12 protein-coding genes and 1 pseudogene are annotated in these 19,691 nt (G+C 48.9%); 2 read left to right on the forward strand and 11 right to left on the reverse strand.

Annotated elements, in window-relative coordinates:
- Positions 1 to 41: 41 nt before the first annotated feature.
- The 5 genes from VV1_RS20235 to VV1_RS20255 form a co-directional block, all read right to left on the reverse strand.
- Positions 42 to 1,211: a glycoside hydrolase family 88 protein gene (locus VV1_RS20235; RefSeq protein WP_011081991.1), complete on the reverse strand. Its 1,170-nt coding sequence runs from the start codon at positions 1,209 to 1,211 to the stop codon at positions 42 to 44.
- Between the two features lie 179 nt (positions 1,212 to 1,390).
- The gene (kduD, locus tag VV1_RS20240) at positions 1,391 to 2,152 is read right to left on the reverse strand and encodes a 2-dehydro-3-deoxy-D-gluconate 5-dehydrogenase KduD (protein WP_011081992.1); all 762 of its coding nucleotides are present in this window, start codon (positions 2,150 to 2,152) and stop codon (positions 1,391 to 1,393) included.
- A 130-nt stretch (positions 2,153 to 2,282) separates the two neighbouring features.
- On the reverse strand, positions 2,283 to 3,344 hold the full coding sequence (locus VV1_RS20245) for a UDP-glucose--hexose-1-phosphate uridylyltransferase (RefSeq protein ID WP_011081993.1): 1,062 nt from the start codon (positions 3,342 to 3,344) through the stop codon (positions 2,283 to 2,285).
- A gap of 16 nt (positions 3,345 to 3,360) precedes the next feature.
- Positions 3,361 to 4,377 carry a UDP-glucose 4-epimerase GalE gene (gene galE, locus VV1_RS20250; protein WP_011081994.1) on the reverse strand — a complete coding sequence of 339 codons (1,017 nt, stop codon included), beginning with the start codon at positions 4,375 to 4,377 and terminating at the stop codon, positions 3,361 to 3,363.
- Between the two features lie 2 nt (positions 4,378 to 4,379).
- Positions 4,380 to 6,005, reverse strand: coding sequence for a SulP family inorganic anion transporter (locus VV1_RS20255; protein ID WP_011081995.1), 1,626 nt, complete (start codon positions 6,003 to 6,005; stop codon positions 4,380 to 4,382).
- Positions 6,006 to 7,145: 1,140 nt separating this feature from the next.
- On the opposite strand from VV1_RS20255, the gene VV1_RS20260 reads away from it, so the two are divergent.
- On the forward strand, positions 7,146 to 8,585 hold the full coding sequence (locus VV1_RS20260; RefSeq protein ID WP_011081996.1) for an OprD family outer membrane porin: 1,440 nt from the start codon (positions 7,146 to 7,148) through the stop codon (positions 8,583 to 8,585).
- A 133-nt stretch (positions 8,586 to 8,718) separates the two neighbouring features.
- Positions 8,719 to 8,949: pseudogene (locus VV1_RS20265) on the forward strand (HPP family protein); the annotation flags it as partial.
- A 96-nt stretch (positions 8,950 to 9,045) separates the two neighbouring features.
- Here the strand turns inward: VV1_RS20265 and VV1_RS20270 are convergent.
- From VV1_RS20270 to VV1_RS20295, 6 genes are all read right to left on the reverse strand, one after another.
- Positions 9,046 to 10,992, reverse strand: coding sequence for a methyl-accepting chemotaxis protein (locus tag VV1_RS20270; protein ID WP_011081998.1), 1,947 nt, complete (start codon positions 10,990 to 10,992; stop codon positions 9,046 to 9,048).
- 91 nt (positions 10,993 to 11,083) lie between these two features.
- Positions 11,084 to 12,784: a dipeptide ABC transporter ATP-binding protein gene (locus VV1_RS20275; protein ID WP_011081999.1), complete on the reverse strand. Its 1,701-nt coding sequence runs from the start codon at positions 12,782 to 12,784 to the stop codon at positions 11,084 to 11,086.
- Positions 12,785 to 12,786: 2 nt separating this feature from the next.
- Entirely contained in the window at positions 12,787 to 13,947 is a 1,161-nt protein-coding gene (locus VV1_RS20280; RefSeq protein ID WP_011082000.1) for an ABC transporter permease, read from the reverse strand.
- Between the two features lie 2 nt (positions 13,948 to 13,949).
- Positions 13,950 to 14,957 carry an ABC transporter permease gene (locus tag VV1_RS20285; RefSeq protein ID WP_011082001.1) on the reverse strand — a complete coding sequence of 336 codons (1,008 nt, stop codon included), beginning with the start codon at positions 14,955 to 14,957 and terminating at the stop codon, positions 13,950 to 13,952.
- Positions 14,958 to 15,910: 953 nt separating this feature from the next.
- Positions 15,911 to 17,830, reverse strand: a complete 1,920-nt coding sequence (locus tag VV1_RS20290; protein WP_011082003.1) for an ABC transporter substrate-binding protein — start codon at positions 17,828 to 17,830, stop codon at positions 15,911 to 15,913.
- Between the two features lie 67 nt (positions 17,831 to 17,897).
- On the reverse strand, positions 17,898 to 19,619 hold the full coding sequence (locus tag VV1_RS20295) for a DUF2264 domain-containing protein (RefSeq protein ID WP_011082004.1): 1,722 nt from the start codon (positions 19,617 to 19,619) through the stop codon (positions 17,898 to 17,900).
- Positions 19,620 to 19,691 lie beyond the last annotated feature (72 nt).

Below are 19,691 nucleotides of genomic sequence, written 5' to 3' on the forward strand. Positions count from 1 at the left end.
ACGGGGGAAAGGGCTCCCCCGAATGAGTTATTGAGTTCGGTTTACCAGAAGAAGCTCTGGTAGCCGTTAGCGCGCATTAGGGCTTCTAGATAGTAGTAATCGCCGTAGGGCAACATGTTGTCGCACAAACCCACTTTGACAAACGACGCGCCGTGCGCCAAAAGCCCAAGGGCTTGCTCATCGGCGGTTAAATCGCAGCTCTGCATTAAGCCTTGCAGTAGATACAAGCCCCAATCGCGGTATTGCTTGGCCTCTTCGGCATCGTCAATGCACTGCGCAATCAGCAGCAAGCCCGCCGCGGTAATCGCACCGGCTGAGCTGTCTTTGTACTGGATCTCATCCGCGGGCAACGAGTAATCCCATACGGGAACACCATCATCGGTGATCTGCTCTACCGCATAGCGCGCGAGCTTTTTCGCCAGAGTCAAAAACTGTTCATCTTTGGTGTAAAGATAGGTTTGTGCAAAGCCGTGAATCGCCCAAGATTGGCCGCGCGCCCAGCACGAATCATCCGCAAAACCTTGGAAGGTCTCGCCTTTGATTGGCTGCTGAGTCACAGGGTGGAAGTTAAACGAGTGATAGGTGGAGAAATCCTCACGCACAATATGTTTCGCCAAGGTTTCGCTGTGGCGCGTGGCCGCTTGTGCATAAACCGGAGAACCGGTCACTTGCGATGCCCAGAACAACAAAGCGGTATTTTGCAGCGAGTCGATGATCGATTTACCTTGCGTAATTTCAGGGCCGAGCGGATGGGTATCATTCCACGCCACAATGTAACCACCAATTTTTCTAAAGCGATGAATCAGATGATCGGCCGCGCGAATCGCCATCATTTTCGACTCTTCATCACCAGTCAGCTTGTAATCCGCCACGCAGCTCAAACTGTATTGGAAACCCAGATCGTGATCCAACCAAAACGGGTCCAGCAGCATGTCTGCAAAGTAACGTTTACGCAGCTTGGCGCTGTTTTTGAACGATTGCTCAGCCGTCATTTGATAGCACAGCCACAACTCGCCTGTCCAAAATGAAGAAACCCAATCGAACTGGCCACAGTACTCCCACTGATTGTTCGCCGTACCGATCTTGGGGTTACGTTCTCCAATCTTTGGAATGTTTCGTTTAATCGCTGCCACCACCGTGGATAAATGGTTGACTACTTTTTCTTCGTCTAGCGCCCTTGGCAATGGACGCAGCGTGATCGCTTCACTCATACCGAAATCTCTCAAAACCTTTGTCGTACAAAGTGGGTGTTATGCTCAATGATATATCTATAGTTTACCGTGATAGTTTTATATAAACGCATAGATTGCTCACATTTTTCAAAACACCTTTTCAATTTAAATTTTAATTTCAAAAAAAAAGCTGACTAGCAGCTTTTTCTTGCAACCCACTAACGGGCTAACCAACCACCATCAACAGCGATGGTGTAACCATTTACATAGTCAGAAGCGGACGATGCCAAGAACACGACAGGGCCAGCAAGATCACTGGGTAATCCCCAACGCTGCGCCGGAATGCGTTCTAAAATCGCTTGATTGCGTTCAGCATCGGCTCTGAGCGCCGCCGTGTTATTGGTGGCCATATAGCCTGGAGCAATGGCATTGACATTGATCCCCTGCGATGCCCACTCGTTAGCCAGCAAACGAGTGATGCCCATCACGGCACTTTTCGACGCAGTATACGAGGGAACACGAATGCCGCCTTGGAACGAGAGCATCGAAGCGATGTTGATGATCTTGCCGCCAGACTGCTGCGCTTGAAACTGGCGAGCCACCGCTTGAGCTAAGAAGAACACGCTCTTGGCGTTGAGGTTCATCACGTCATCCCAATCTTGCTCACTGAAGTTGATCGCATCTTCACGACGGATAATGCCCGCGTTGTTGACCAGAATATCGATGCGTCCTGCTTGGGTAACCGCACGATCAACTACGGATGCAATCACAGAGGCATCACTGAGATCCGCCACAATCGAGTAAAAACGGCGGCCTGTGGCTTCTATCAATGCGGGGGTTTCATCCGGCCCAGCGTAGTTCACGCCAACAATGTCACAACCCGCTTGCGCCAGCGCCACTGCCATGCCTTTACCAAGACCTGTATTGCACCCTGTGACAAGCGCCACCTTACCGTCTAAATTGAACGCCTCTAAAATCATTATTCCTTTCCTTTTTATTCTGCTCCCTTCAAAAAGAAGAAAACCTCTTCAAATAAATCAAAACCACTTTTCATCCCATTCTCAGGCGAAAATTTTTTGCGCATTGCGCGGCAAATCTGCCCGCGAAAAATCAACTTTGCTTGTCGTGACCTTGCTTGTAGTGAATGTCGGCTGCATTGCGCAGCCGCTCGGCCGCTTGCTCTGGAGTGAGATCGCGTTGGCTTTCCGCCAACATCTCGTATCCCACCATGAATTTGCGCACCGTTGCGCTACGCAGTAGAGGGGGGAGAAAACTCGCGTGCACTTGCCAATAAGCTTCCGGCTCCCCGGCCACAAAGGGTGCGCCGTGCCAGCCCATGGAATAAGGGAAAGAGCACTGGAAAAGGTTGTCATATTTAATGGTGAGCTGTTTGATGACTTTCGCAAGATCCGCTTTTAACTCATCGGTCAACTCGGTCAACCGGCTCAGTTTCACTTTCGGTAACAGCAGCGTTTCAAATGGCCACGCCGCCCAATACGGTACTAATGCTACCCAAAAGTCACTTTCTACGACGATGCGCTCACCGCTTGCTAACTCACGCTCAATGTAGTCGAGTAATAACGGAGAGCGATGCTGTTCAAAATAACGCTGCTGATGATGATCTTTTTTCTCCACAATAGTGGGAATAAAGCTGTTAGCCCAGATCTGCCCATGAGGATGGGGCTGAGAGCAGCCCATGCTTTCGCCTTTGTTCTCAAACACCTGAACCCAAGGGTAACGCTGGCCAAGCTCTTCCGTTTGCGTCATCCATGTGGTGATGACTTGCTCAATTTCTTCCAGCGCCAGTTCTGGCAAGGTGCGGCTGTGATCCGGTGAAAAACAGATCACTCGGCTCTCCCCTTTGGCGCTGTGCAGTTGGAACAGCGGGTCGTCACTCACCGGAGAATCCGGCGTGTGCTCGGTCAGCGCCGCAAAATCGTTTTTAAAGACAAAGGTGCCTTGGTAATCCGGGTTGACATCACCGCTAATGCGCGTGTTGGTCGGGCACAAAAAACAGGTTTTTTCATAGCTGGGCAATGACTCAACATTGAGGGTTTCTTGTTGACCTTGCCAAGGTCTTTTCGCTCGGTGTGGTGACACCAGCACCCATTCCCCCATCAAGGGGTTATAACGACGATGTGGATGCTCGGCGACATCAAATACGTGAGACATATTGTTTCCTTTCAAACTAAGATTGGTAACCGTTTGGATTGCGCTGCTGCCAGTGCCAACTGTGCTCAACCATATCCGTTAAATCGTGCTGTGCTTTCCAGCCCAGTTCCTGCGCGGCCTTGTCGGCTTGGGCAAAACATTGGGCAATATCACCGGCTCTGCGTGGCTCAATGCGTACTGGCAGTTCGCGCCCCAACACTCGGTTCATCGCGGCCACCATCTGCAACACACTCACCCCATTTCCAGTACCTAAATTGTATGTGTGCAGACCGCGGACATTCCCCCGCTTTTCCAGTGCCGCCACGTGCCCTTCCACCAGATCTTGCACATGAATGTAGTCGCGCACGCCGGTGCCATCCGCTGTTGGGTAATCGTCGCCAAAAATCGACAATCTCTCACGGCGACCAATCGCCACTTGAGTAATGAAGGGCATCAGATTGTTCGGTATGCCGCTTGGGTCTTCGCCAATCAAGCCGCTGGGGTGCGCACCGATAGGGTTAAAATAGCGCAGTAAGGTAATGCTCCAGTCGGGGTTGGCGGCGGAAAAATCGCTTAAGCAGCGTTCCACCATATGTTTGCTGGTGCCGTAAGGATTGGTGGTGGCACCCGTTGGGGCCGCCTCCGTAATGGGCACGGTTTTGGGGTCGCCATAGACGGTGGCCGATGAGCTGAAAATCAACCGATAAACATGCGCCACACGCATCGCGGCAAGCAAGTTCAGCGTCCCGGCCAGGTTGTTGTCGTAATACTCCAGCGGTTTTTCGACCGACTCCCCGACCGCTTTTAAGCCAGCAAAATGCATCACGGCGCCAATCTCGTGTTGATCAAAAATAGCATCCAGCACCAGTCGGTCACGAATGTCGCCCTGATACACCACCAACGGTTGACCAATCAACGTTTCGATTCGTGCCACCACATTGGGGTGGCTGTTACTGAAGTTATCCAGCACGATCGGCTGATGCCCCGCGCGGACCAAAGCGACACAAGCGTGACTGCCAATGTAGCCACAGCCCCCCGTCACAAGTACTTTCATAATTATCCCTTACAAATTAGCGTTAACAGTGGTGTCAACCGTTCAGAAAAATGCTCTTCACGCACCGACGTTGCGCCATTGAGCAATGACGCTTTGGCGCTGGCTTTAAAACGGCAGAAATAAACGTGGCGACCACTGGTGGAGACATAGTCATCGAGCATTTGCACCCCAAGGTGATCAATAAAGTTGATGCCTCGGCCGAGAATAATCAGATGCTTAGCACTGACGTTCTGCATCTCTTGATGAAGATATTGCACGCAGCCAAAAAATATCGAGCCATTAATACGGATCACCGCAATGTCGTCCTGCTGCTCAAGGTTCAGCTCATCGTGGCTCAGCCGTTCAATCGCTGGGCGCGAGGTTTTACGTAGATAAAAAAACAGCGAAGCACCAACGCCGACATAGATGGAGAGTTCAAGATGAAGAAACAGCGCCGCCAAACAGGTGGCAACCAACACCACCGCTTCCTTTTTGTCGTGTTTGACGATGGTGGTAATGTGGTGAACATCGACTAAATACCAAGCAACCACCAAGAGTAAACCGCCCATCCCCGCGATGGGAATGTAAGCCGCATAAGGGGCAAGCAACAGCATGATCACCAACAACAAAAGCGCAGCAAATACCGCTGCTAATGGTGTTTTCGCACCACTGCTGTAGTTAACGCCACTACGCGTAAACGAACCGGAAGAGACGTAACAAGAGAAAAACGATCCCACAATGTTGGAGAGGCCTTGACCAACAAATTCTTGGTTGCTGTCCAGTGATTGACGTGACTTGAGCGCGACTGAGCGGCTGATTGAAATCGCTTCGACTAAACCGAGCATCGCCACCGCGACAATTCCCCCCAGCATGGGTTCAACATGGCTCAATCCGGCAAATGGCGAGGAGAGACTGAGAGAACTGCTGCTCACCTCGCTCACCATCAAAACCGGGTATCCTGCCTGATTCATCCACAAGGCAAAAGCCATTGAGGCTAGCGTCGCCAATAGCATATGGGGGAGCTTCGGCCAAATTCGTTTGCACATTATGCACACCAATATGGTGACCATACCGACTGACAGCTCTTTGGCATTAAAATGAACGGCATGGCTCCCCAGCAGCAGCAAGTTTTCAATCGCGGTTTCGCCAGAGTTGTACTGCAAACCCAGTACGTGTTTTAACTGGCTCACTCCAATCACAATCGCCGCCCCAGCGGTAAAACCCAGCACCACCGAATGGGACACAAAATTCACCACTGCGCCAAAACGCAGCAAACCAAACAGCAATTGAATAACGCCAGCGCACAGGGTCAAGGTGAAACAGAGCTGGATATAAAGCGGTGTACTCGGCTCTGCGAACTGGCTAACCGTGGTAAAGACGATCACCGAAAGTGCCGCCGTTGGGCCAGAAATAAGATGATGGGAAGAACCAAACAATGAGGCCAAAATCGCCGGAATGATGGCGGTGTACAAACCAAATTCCGCAGGCAATCCTGCAATCATCGCATAAGCAATCCCTTGCGGCAGAACAATAATCGCCCCAGTCAGGCCAGCCCAAAAATCGGCTTGCAAAGATTGAGCGTTGACGCTTGGTAACCACTTTAAAAAGGGAAAAAGCAGCGATAGTTGGCGGTGTTTCACAGCGCGCATCACTATTCCTCTAACAACTGTCGATTTCAAATGGGAAGATGATGGCGTGCTCTTAACTAAAAAGCGCCGCTTGCTAACCGTCAAGCAGTGGCCTCTGACACCATTGGTTGGTCCTCACAAAACACCGTTATTACGCTGCTTAGCTGGCAGCAGAGGCATGCTTAAAAGCGGTTAATCATCACTTCAAACCGCGGTCATGGCCGTTCCCACACCGTTGGCTTGTTTTATTCGTGCGTTCATACACCCAAACCATTTGAAACTGCTGCGTTAAGTTGGGCAAAGATACATAAACAACATGAATGCCAGCACTATAAACAACCAACATAACGCAATCAATAGAAACAAAACAGCTTTTCATTTTTAATGATTAATTGATTTAAATTATGTGATTTTGATTATAAAACATCATTTCAAAATAGATTGAATGGATAGATAAATGCTAACATCTGTGAGAAATAGAATGACTAGATAACAGAATAATTGAAATCCGTGAAAAAATATTCAGCAGTAAATTGAATATGAAATCACACAATTAATTAAAAGGTATTGCATATTGATTATTTAAACGTGATAGTGAAAACGTTGAAGAGCAATCACTCTATTCAAATTTTGCAAATAAAAATCGTCGATAACTCCACGCGAATTTTCATTGATATTGGCCCTACGAAAGTAGTTATTAGTGAAAATTGGATATAGCTGTTAGTTTTCCAAGATATTGTTTGCAATCTTTAAGAGCCCCTTATGGGGCTCTTATTCTTCCACCTTCCCATCCCCTAACTCTCACCACAACACACATTCAAAAAAGAAATAAAATTTACTTTACAATATTAAAATCAAATAATTAGATGAAAATCTCATCCCTCACCCGGCCCACTATCGGCAAAAAAACACTCGACTTCCTACTCAATCCATCATTACACACAAGCTTCACCGCCCCTCATTTCCATATTCTACTGTGTTTTATTCTCTGACTTTTAAATAGAAAACCGCATAAGAAACAAAACACATAAACACAAATCACAATACTCTTTTATTTTTGATGAACATCCGGTTTTTAAAACACAAAACGATGTTTCAGTTTAAATAATCACAAATATCAATAATATTCACATTGCAAATAGAATTCTCCTCTACATAAAAATGGAATATATGGATATGCAACATAGAATCAATCTTTCTCTGATCTCTACCGCTGTACTGGCCGCCCTAACTTCCGGTACTGCTTTCGCCAATGATGTCGACCCAAACGATATTCGTAACCAGAGTGCCGCTGCAGTTGACCTAGCCACTGAAGCCAAACAGGCTTTTTATGATGGCTCGACCTCTCGCCTACACTCATTCTTATACATTCGTGACCGCGAGCAGAAAAACATGACCACGGGTGAATGGTCGCCAAACATTGAAAACCAAACTCTGCAACTGGCATGGGACTACAAATCAGGCTATTTCAAAGACACCATCGGCTTGGATATCTGGGCGAACACCAACCTGCAACTTGGCAATACCACTGGCATGTCGGAGATCCTTTACTTTGATCATGAGTGTCAAAACAACCCAGCCTACGATGGCAAGGGGTGTGAGAAGTCTTATGCTGCACTCTCAGTCGCCGCACTAAAAGCGAAGTTTGGTAACGAGGATGTTGGCCTTGCTCTGCGTGGTGGTTACACACAAATTAACATTGGTACCATTCGTTCTAGCTGGGGCCTGAACCCACACGCTTATCGTGGTCTTGAAGCCAAAGCGCATTTTGGTAACTTGATTGTCGGCTACGCAATTGCGGACCAATTTAAGAACGATTGGCGCAAAGAGTTTTTGCCAATGACCACCAAATGGCACCAAAACCAATTGAAAGGCGCTGACACCACCAACACGGTGATCGACCACATTCAAACACTCGGTGCGATCTATAAGTTCGACCAAGGCCAAATTGACGTCGGTTACGGTGTGGGTAAAGACTACCGTCAAAACTGGCAAGCCCTAGGGAAATACAATTTCGATCTAGGTTCGGCCAAAGTGGGCCTAAGCGCGTTCTACCACGGTTCGATTCTAGAAAAGAGTGCTTTAACTACCAACGTAGTGAGCAACAAAGAGGAAGCACAAAGCTATCTTGGCCTTGGTGCCAACATTAAGCACGGCGGCTTTACGTGGATTGCGGGCGTCAGCAGCACCGACACCGGTGGTCAAGAGCTTAGCTACAACTTCCGCCTTACCCCTTGGGCAAACTCGGACAACCGTAACTTCCAGCAAACCACCTCTGGCCTAGATGACTACAACGCTGACGGTACCAAAGCGGTTAAATTGGCGGTGAACTACAACTTTGCCAGCTGGGATCTGCCAGAGCTGACCGCGGGTATCGGTGGTAACTACGGTACCAATGTTCGCTCAAGCTTAACTGAAAAAGAATACGATGGCTCTATGCACTCTTTCGATTGGAACATCGGCTACAAGTTCATGGATGGCGCATTGGAAGGCCTAAATATTCGCACCTTCCGCAGCAAATTCCGTGGCAACGACATCGTACACAAAGCGGATCGTAACGATACAAAAGTGCTGATTTCATACAGCGTAAAACTCAAATAATTTAACCTCTCATTCCACTGTATTTGCCCGGCTCAACGCCGGGCTTTTTTGTCATCGCAGCCAATTATGCCTCATCGTTGCAGTCGATTGAGGGTGTTTAAGCATTGCGCAATCACCGCGTTGTCGGGCTCTTTTCGCTCACTACATAGGGGTAAATCCTATAAGCTTGGCGCTCGCGAGCGGCCTCGCCGTCTCAGCAATGCTGCTGACGAAAACTACGCACCCACCTGCGGGTGCGAATCCGTTGCTGATTATGATGACAGGGCAAAATTGGTACTTTTTACTGACTCCGGTTCTACTTGGAGCAGTGATCATCGTAGTGATCGGCAAGGGAATGCAAAAATCCCTCAAAACCTACGCTTAGTCGACGAGAAAGTAACAACAAAGGGGCAGATCGCCCCTTTGATATTTTGCTATTTGAAGTAACAGGAGATGAAGCTTAACTTGCCGTTAAGCCTTGTCACACAACGTATTGAGCGACCAATTTTTGCTGCTGGGCAGCCATGGTTTGCAACTCGTTTCCAGTCGTCACCAAATGGCTGATTTGGTCTAAGTTGGTCTGTGAATCGCTTTGAATTTCGGCAATTTTCGCCGCGATTTTCCGCGTTAAGCTGCGCTGCTGCTTTGTTGCTGCTGAGATGGATTGCGCAGTTTGACTGCTCAGATCTAGGCACGTTTTCACGCGGTTGACCGATTCGACGGCCTGTTTGGCACTGTTCATCGAATCCTGCATCTCTCGATTACAGTGCTCTATCTGCACTACCGCGGTGTCTACGTCATGATGAAGCACATCAATGATGTCACGCACTTCCACCACCGAGCCTGAGGTGCGCTCGGCTAAGGTTCTCACTTCATCGGACACCACCGCAAACCCACGCCCATGCGCGCCTGCCCTCGCGGATTCAATTGCCGCGTTTAACGCCAACAAGTTGGTTTGCTGGGCGACTTCATCAATGAATTTCATCGCTAAATTTATCTGTGCGGCACTCTGCTTTAGACGATGCATGGTCTCTACCGCCAATTGCAGTTTGTGTTCTAACGCCAAATGACGCTCAATATTTTCATTGACGTTCAAAGAACCGTTATACGCTTCTTGGCTTGCTAGTGTCGCCTGACGTGCTCCGGATTCACTTTCATCATCAATATCGCCAATAAACTGCGTGAGTTGATGTGTGTGATGAACGACGCTCGCTGTTCGCTCGGCTTGCTGTTGCAACGCCTGAGTTAGGCCTGAAGTTCGCTGGCCATTCTGTTGGATGACTTGGTTTAATTTCGTAGAACTGTGGGTGAGGGTGTCAATCATCGCCAGTTGAGACTGACGCAACTGCTCTAAATGGCGGGCTAATCGGCCAAACTCAGCAGGCAATGAGTTGGGCACCGATTGGGTCAGATCACTCTCCGCCATCCGCTGAATCGTACCAATCAGTAACCGCAGGCTACGTTTGAGTGTACTCGACACATTGATCGCTATGACACAGCTGAAGCCGCCAATCAGTAAGACAAAGCCAATCAATTGAACGTGATAAAGCGCTTGATCAGCTTGCGCATTTTCAACTCTCAGCGCGACCTCTTCCAACAGCTGTTGGTTGGCCACTTCAAGCTGCTCTCCCACCTTAGATAAACGGTGGGCAAGTTGCTGAGCTTGCTGCTGAACCTGCTTTTGGTTTTCAGCCAACAGCAGCTGAGCGTACACCACCCCCGAGGATTCAAACGCATCCAACAGTACTTTGCTGACCAAAGCGGCATCGCGTTGACCATATTGGCGACTGCGCGTTTTTAACTGCTTACTCTTCTCCTCTATCGATCGAGCTAGCGCGCGATTCTTCTCTCTTAACTGACTGATGGCAGCGGGATCGTCACTGGTTAATGCGCGGTTAATATTAAAACTCAAGCCATCAATATCACTGCTCACACTGTCTACCAGCATGGTAGTGTTCATGTCGTCCGAACTGACGGCCAAAGCGTAAATTTTACGTTTCACTTTGGTGATGGCGAGTTGATGCGCTTGCCGTTTTTTCTCTAACTCAGCACGCATTCCAGAGCCTAAAAGCGCTTTATCCAATAGCTGCTGGGTTTCATCCAGCAACCCTTCTGTATGTCTCCTTGAGAAAGAATGGGAAGACAAACGCTCTTGCAACGTCGACATCGGCTGCAACAGTTCCGATGATGCGTTTTCCAGCGACTCTGCGGCTGGGATAGAAAGAATTCGATTTTCAATATTACCGACTAAACTTAAGCTCATCGCTTGGCGCTGCATTTGTCGCATCGTATGTTCAGACAACTGATCGAGTTGATGAATCAATTGCTTTCCCTGCCATATCGATAAACCACAGACCGAAATAAGCACCAGCGTTAACAGTATTACCAACAGTTGAATACGCCGAATGATAGAGGTGTTCTTCCCCATGATGTAGATCCTTTTCCGTTTTGCTCAGACAAAAAAGCCTCCTGGGTGACAGGAGGCTGTTTGTTGGTGACGCCCCATGATTAACACGGAGCTATGCAATCTTTTTTGCCGCTTCCTCCGGTGGGAGCTCAGCGACAGGCACCGCCGCAATCAGTTGTTTGGTATAGGCTTGCTGCGGGTTGAAAATGACCTGCTCAACGCTTCCTTGCTCAACAATATGGCCATGTTGCAACACCAGCAGGCGATCACAGAAATATTTCACGGTTGCGATGTCGTGGGTGATGAGGATAAACGCCGTGCCATAGGTATTTTGGAACTCAATCAGCAGATCTAACACCTGAGAACGCAGCGATACATCCAGTGCTGCAGTCGCTTCATCGGCAATCACCACTTTAGGAATGGTGACCAAAGCGCGTGCAATCACGATGCGCTGGCGCTGACCGCCTGAGAAAGCATGCGGGTAGCGACTGGAGAATTCTGGCGGAAGCCCAACCCATTTCATGATGTTGCGTACTCGCTCTTCACGCTGTTTTTTGCTCATTTCGGTGCGTAGCTTCAAAAGCGGCTCTTCAATGATGTCAAACACCGTCATGCGTGGATTGAGTGATGACCATGGGTCTTGAAAGATCAAACGCAGATCGGCAAACAAAGGATCGCGTTTCTGACGCTTGTAATCAGACAGTTCAATTTCACGCCCTGAGTCCTCATCCACGTATTGGATCGAACCCGTGCTCGCTGGTGACATGCCCAAAATCGCACGGCCCAAAGTACTTTTTCCGGAACCCGATTCGCCAACGATGCCTAAAGATTCCCCCGGATAAAGGGTTAAACTGGCGTTATCGACCGCCGTCATAAAACGCTTTTTCTGGAACATCTTCGAGGGTTTTTCAAAGATTTTGCTCACGCCACTCAAATCCAAAATCGGACGGGGCGCATTATTCACATCCAGCGCAAACGGCACTTTCACTTTGGACGGTTTTTCCAAAGCGCGCGTCGCTTCCATTAACTTGCACGTGTAGGGGTGTTGAGGGTTCTCAAAAATCTGCCGTACCTCGCCACACTCCACTAATACGCCTTTTTCCATCACCGCGACGCGATCGGAAATCTGTGCCACGACACCCAAGTCGTGGGTAATGAACAGAATCGCCATGCCAAATTGCTGTTGCAGCTCGGCAAACAGGTCGAGAATCTCCGCCTGTGTGGTCACATCCAGCGCCGTGGTTGGCTCATCGGCAATCAAGATATCTGGATTGGAGGCAATCGCCATAGCGATCACCACACGTTGACGCTGCCCCCCGGAGAGTTCAAACGAGTACTTGTTGATCAAACTTTCCGGCTCTGGCATTTGCACTTGATATAGCAGTTCTAACGTGCGTGTGTGCGCTCGCTCTTTGGTGATGTTCGGCTCAACCAAACAGAGCACTTCTTTGATTTGGTCACCCACAGTATGCACTGGACTGAGCGCCGCCATCGGTTCTTGCGATACCAAGGAGATGTTGAAGCAGCGCATGTAGCGCATCTCTTTACTGCGCGGATCCATTTGCGCGATGTCGATGATCTGCCCTTGCTCGTTTTGGTAAAGGATTTCACCCGAATCAATACGGCCCGGTTTGTCCAACAACTGCATGATGGCGGACGACGTCACCGATTTGCCAGAGCCTGACTCACCAATGACCGACAATGTTTCGCCGCGATAGAGGTCAAAACTGACCCCTTTAACTGCGTGAAAATGTTCCGTACTGGTCGGGAAGCTTACGTTGAGATCTTTTACTTGAAGAATGCGTTGTTTCATTATTATTTCGCTCCCTGATCGTGGTATGGGTCACAAGCATCACGTAAACCATCGCCCACAAAGTTCATTGCCAAAATCACCACAATCACCGCCGCGGCAGGAATCAACAGCCAAGCCGCTTCCGCCAATGCGCGGATGTTTTGCGCTTCTTGCAGCAGTACGCCCCAACTCACCATCGGCGCCTGTAAACCAAGACCAAGGAAGCTCAGTGCGGTTTCACCCAGAATCATCGCGGGAATCGCCAAGGTCACCACCGCAATAATGTGGCTCAGGAAGTTCGGCACCATGTAACGGCGGATGATTTCAAACGGTGTGTTGCCATCGAGCCACGCTGCCGCGACGTACTCTTCGCTGCGCAATGACATAAAGCGGCTGCGCACCACTCGCGCCATGTCTGGCCAAGAGACCAAACCTAAAATAATGGTGATCAAGAAATACTTAGTGAGAGAACTCCATTCCGCTGGCAATGAGGCCGAAAGGGCCATCCACAAAGGCAAGGTTGGAATGGACTTCATAAACTCGATACTGCGCTGAATGAAGTTATCGATCGCCCCACCGAAGTAGCCAGAGATACCGCCAATGACAATGCCGAGCACAAAGGTGGTGAATACCCCCATCAAACCGACCGAGAGAGAAATGCGTGCACCATAAATCAGGCGAGACAACATATCGCGCCCCATTCGGTCAGAGCCGAGCACAAAAAATGGCTGCTTCGGATCATGTGGCACCACAAACTTGCGATTCATCGGGATAAAGCCCAGCAAGTAGTAACGCTCAGTCTCACCGAAAAAGGAGAAATACACTTTTTTGTTCTCATTTAGGGTGTAGTGACGTTTTAACGTGCGTGGATCGGTTTTGCTGTTATAAAACTCAAGGTGTGGCGCCCAACGCCATCCATCCTCCGTGGATTCAATCAAGCTCACCGCTTGTGGTGGCGCATAGGTGTAACGGCGCCAGTTATCACTGGGATCAAACGGAGCAAAAAACTCAGCAAAAATGGCAATAAAGTAAACCCACACGAGGAACCACATGCTGTACCACGCCAGTTTATGCTGACGCATTTTGAGTCCGATGAGCTGCCATTGGGTCGCGGTGGCTAAATCAAGCGTGGCTTTTTTGCGACCAAACAGTCGATTAAATAGATGAATTGCTTGTGTCGTCATGACTAAAACTCCTTCGCTACACCAACACGCACACGGGGATCAACCCAGTAGAGCAATAGGTCTGAAATCAAGGTACCAATAATGGTGAGAATGGACATGATGAGCAGGACATCCCCCGCGACATACATATCTTGAGCCCGCAATGCGGAAAGCATCAATGGACCTAAAGTGGGGATGTTCATGACTTGGCTGACGATGATGTCCGCACCCAGCAGGGCTGGCAGCATCCAACCAATGGTGGAAACAATCGGCAAAATGGCGATGCGCACGGGGTACTTCATGATCAATTTGGCTTCGGTTTGCCCTTTCGCTCGCGCGGTTTTTACATAAGGCTTTTTCAGCTCATCGAGCAAGTTGGCGCGCATGATACGGATGATGCCTGCAAGGCCCGCCGTACCCACCACCAAGATATAAATCCAGCTGCGAGATGCTGCATCGAGGAATTTTGCCCACGACATAGGCTGGTCTAGAAACTCTTCGGAGTAGAGCCCTGAGACCACCGTATCAAAGCTGTAGTAACCGATCAGCAGCGCCAGAATCGCAATCACAAAGTTGGGCGTCGCCATGCCGATAAAACCAAAAACTGTCGCCACGTAATCGCCCCAAGAGTATTGACGCAACGCGGAATACATACCGATAGGAATGGCAATCAAGAACTGAAAAAGAAAGACCGCAGCAGCAAGAGAGACAGTTGGCCAAATGCGCGGTTCAATGGTTTCCCACACTGGCTGGTTGTTGGTGAGGGAGATGCCTAAATCACCGGTCAACAAGCCGCCGATCCAGTCGAAATAACGTTCAAGCAGTGGTTTATCCAAACCATACATCTCACGCAGGGTATAAATCATTTGTGGGTCGACGGTTTGCCCCATTGACTGTAACTCCGCGATTTTGGACGAAGCAAAATCTCCCGGCGGCAAATCGATCACCGCAAAAATAACGATAGATACGGCAAATAATGTCACCAGTATCGACATCAATCGCTTACCTATAAACAGAAAAAAACTGCTCATTGTTGTTCCTTAATCCCAATCCTATTCGGAATATTTACTCTGGTTGATGAAGGCCGGAACCTTCGCTGTTAAGTGAAGAAAATTGGTAATTAAAACCGTTTAAGTGCAACCAATTTAATAACTCAACCCTATATTCATTTTTATTAGAACGCATCGTTAGTTATTTTTAAAACGCTTTTTCAGTTTTATGATAACAAGATCATCACCAAAGCGTTGAAGCGTGATCGAAGCCAAATTATTTGCATTGCAAATTTACTTTTAATTAACCATTCGCCTTACAGATAATTAAAGTTGCCACGCCATTTGGACACAAATTGCTTAGCGTATCGCTGGAAAAAAACTGAAGAAGACCACCACCAATGGGTGAAAAAAATCAAGTGTGGGGTAAACGATGCAGTAACGTGTTAGTCAAATTACTCTAATTCATCACAAATCGAACATACGCTCAGACCTTATCGAAAAAGGCCTTAGTGCCTAAGCCGATGAAAAGAGCGAGCATCAACGCCTCTCAAGAGGGTCAGAAGAGAGTCAATCGAGCGTCGAGCAACTTTGCCAATAAAGAGGCGAGAACTTGCGTCTAGAAGGCGTTGTGCGGCCCTGAAGGTGTTGCAAATATCTGCTTGTTTTATCGCCATATTTCGCATCGTGATGTGCGCAATCATTCAACAAATATTCAGCACCACCATGGCCCTGTGACAAAATGACTTAAAAACCATCACAACGAAGGGAAATAAAGAATCCGATGATGTGTTCACCCTCACCAAGTTGCGTAAAATCCGTTGTTATTTTTGGCTAGAAACAATTAAAATTCAGGTATTTAAATAAAAACAACGCGAACTGTCTTGCAAGGTTAGCCTTATATTTCTCATCAGATTCTTATTTTCATAAATAAAATAAGGCCCAGTATTGAACACTGGGCCTAACGATATTGCGTTATAGAAACTCGCCGTGGATTACTGCTGTTTCCATAGCTGGCTCATGCGCATTGGCCCAGGGGTTGGGAAAGTCCAAGACTGAGGCATGTTTTCTGGCACGTTCTGCAGTTTGTTGTTCACCACCACACCCACCGGCAGCGCTTCTACTGTACCAATCACGTAGAAGTGCTCTTTAGCGATGTCGAGGATCTGTTCCATATACTTAAACTGCGTTTCTTGCGAAGAGGTATTTTGGATCTTGTTCCACAACTCCAACTGCTTCTTCACATGCGCCGGTGGCTCCACGGCAAATTCATTACCCGGCTCTGAAGCCCACAAGTAGTAACCTAAGCCCCAAGTTGATTCCGGGCTAAATGGCATGTAGTGACGCGCTTCATCAATGATGCCCACACCACCATCGCCAACGATTGGGATCATGTCGAAGTCGTTGGTTAAGCGAATGTTGGTGACATGGTTAATTTCCAGAACGCGAATATCTAAGAACACACCCACCGCTTTCCACTGCTTCTTCACCAGTTCCAGTGAATCGGCCAACACACCTTTGTCGTTCACTTTAGAGACCGCTTCGATGCGCAGACGCTCACCGTTTTTCATCAAACGGTAGCCTTCTTTGTCACGTTGCGTCAAACCAAGCGAGTCCAACAACTTATTGGCTTTGGCGAGATCAAACTCCGTGTACTGAGTGGCCATCTCTTCATCAAAAAATGGCGAGATTTCAATCGGTGCCGCTTGATGTGGACCGACCGCACCCGAGAAGACGGTTTCGCTGATCTCTTCACGATCAATCGCATGAGAAAGCGCAACACGGAAATCTTTATTTTGGAACAGTTCGCGTTTCAGCGGATCTTTCACCGTTTGGTTTAGCGCGATGGCCAGTTCCGTGCTTCGTGTATTTGGACGGAACTCATAGGTGTAGCCACTCTTCTTCTCGTTATCGATCAGCATTGGACGGTAACTTGGCTGACCAATGTGACGATGTTGGAAGTCTGCTTCACCCGCAGCGGCACGCAGAACCATCTCTTCTTGGTCTTCACTGTAACGCCAGCGAACGCTGTCTAAGTAAGGCAATTGGTTACCTTCGGTATCGACTTGCCAGTAATACGGGTTACGCTCAAACTCGGCAAAACTCGCGTTTGGACCTGGCGCCACTTTCACTTTCCATGCTGTCAAGACAGGGCGATCAACGTTGTTGTAGTGCTCGATGAAGTAGTGGGCATTGCATTTGGTCGACGCGTACTGACGCCAAGAGTCAAAACCAGCCGCCTTCGCCATTTCTGCCGCTTTTGGATTGAACTTTGGAATGAACTGTTCACAGTAATGTTTTGGATAGGCGGTGAAGCTTTCGCTATCCACGGTGGCCAAGCTGCGAATAAACAAACCATTTGGTTTGGCCAAGGTGATTTTCACGCTGTACTTGTCTAGCACTTCCGCTTTCGCGGCATCGTGAGTCGGTAGAGCCAGTGGACGGTTGCCTGCGTGCTCTGGATCACCCACAATGTCATTGATGTAAAACGCAATGTCGTCTGCGGTAAATGGTGTACCGTCAGACCACTTCACCCCTTTGCGCAAAGTAATGGTGTACTCGGTATTTGCCTCATTGGAAGTAAATCCAGTGGCTAGGTTTGGCACCACTTTTGAGTAGTAAACATCGAAATTAAACAGATTGTCGTAAGCGATGGTACGCGCGCGGTGACCGTTGTCGACCACTTTACCGACCAAGTTCAGCGTGCCGCCGTATTGCCCTACCGATTCAAACGGTTCAACCACTAGCGGATTTTCCGGTAAACGTTCGATCACTGGCGGTAATTTTCCAGCCGCAACGAGCTCTTTTAACTGTGGGGCTTCATTGTAGGTATCAGCCCAAGTTGAGAAAGAAATAGACGCTGCCACGGCGATCGCGACTTTGCCAAGTAGAGGTAAGCTATTCTTATAGTTCATCAGTCACTCCCTGATGTGATTTACAAATTATGGGTAAAATTTTTCTGCTTCGCACGAGCCATCCAGCTCAGCGAGGCCATTTGCCTGCATTCACCGCAATCACATACTGGTGCGTACCGGGTTCGATACGCCCTGTGATGGCAGGAACACTGGCGTGGGGATAAAGCAAATTGGTGTTCGGCGCACATGGGTAAACGCGCGTTTGTCCTTCACCTTGTAATAAAATCATTTCACTGAACAATCGTTCTGAGCTCACCTTCGCTGGTTGAATCACCTGATGGCTAAACCACGCCGACCAGCAATCCACCGCGTGTCCCGTCATGACAAAATTCAGTTCGATGTCGGTGGTGATCTCATGGCGGCGGATTTCACCTCGTTCAGACCACTGCTGACGCGTTTTCACCACGCAACCTTCAAATGGTTGCCACAGCGAGACCAAGGCATCACCATCTCGATAACTGTCAGTGTTGCGGTGACGGCTAAACCATTGCCCCGTCTGCGGATGGGCAAATGCGACGATGTTGTCACCCGCCCAACCTTGATCGAGCCAACGGGTTGATTCGACACACAAACCATGCGCCGAGCTATAAGCGAACTTGCTGTATTTGTCTTCACAGTGGCGCAGCTCATTGGCTGGAGCTGCGTTGGTCAGCAGATAGCTGCCTTGGCGCCGTACCATTTGATGGTGTTCGCCAATCCAAGTCGCTGGTAACTGACTGGCCAAAGGCTGTTCGGCTGCACGCCAAAACGGATGCTCTTCAGCAAGATTGAGGGCATTAAAGGCTTTAAGCGCCAGCATCGGTGATGCATAACTGGTGTAAAACTCACTGCTTAAGAGATTCGGGTAAGCAAAACCGGGCAACAATTGCGCTTGTTGATCGCAAATCGGTTGCTTTGCCCACCAACGCATGGTTTGCATCCAGTAGTTTTTGGCCGTCACGATATCCATGTCTGGGTGATCGTGTCGGGCAAGCTCTGCCCAAAAAGCGGCGCCTGCAAAACGGTAGTTGAGCGAGCGGCCATAGCATAGCGGCTGTCCGTCATCACCAAACCAATACTGGTAGCCATGGGAAAACGCCACCGCTCGCGCCAACAAGCGTTGGCACAAATCACCTTCGCCTTGCTGCCAACGCACATACACCAATGCATAAAGTTGAAAAGCAAACGGATTGTAATAATCGAGCGCACCGCCTTCGCCGTCTTGATACCAACCATCATCGAGATAGAGCGCATCAACAAAGGCGAGATCATCGGCCAGCACTTGCTCGTTAATCTGTTCGCCCAACTGCTGCAAGGCACTGAGGATAAGAATACGAAACCAACGCCAGTTGTTCGGAGGGAGTTGTAAATCCGTCACCGCGCGCAGCCAATCCACCAAGTGTTGCTTTTCTTGTGAACAAAGAGGCAGCCAATAGCACTCCTTTGCATCCACCAGCGCAACGGCAATGGAGGCCATTTCCACCACACGTTGATCATAGTTTTTCGGCTGCTGCCAATAGTGTTCTGAATCTGGATCGCAACCCGCCACCACCATCTGACGTAAGGTGTGATGCGCTTGGTTGAGCTCATGCGTTGCAGGTGCCGCGCCCCATAGCAACCGACAAAGGTGCTCTAGCTTCGCCACTTCGGTGGGGTAATGCGCGGCACTGTTGTACGTCGGGCGATCACCACTCTGCTCGGTTAATACCGGAAGTTGACGCTGCACAATCTCATTCAACAGTTGCAGCGTTTCCGCTCGACGGCTAAATGTCACATCCTGCTTCACCAATTGATTGAGGCTGATGGCCACGGGCTACTCACTTATCAACAAATTCATCAATGTCGCAATTAGAACTCATCACCACTAATTATTGAAACGCTT

It is taken from the genome of Vibrio vulnificus CMCP6 (genome assembly GCF_000039765.1).
In the GTDB taxonomy this organism is placed as follows: Bacteria; Pseudomonadota; Gammaproteobacteria; order Enterobacterales; family Vibrionaceae; genus Vibrio; species Vibrio vulnificus_B.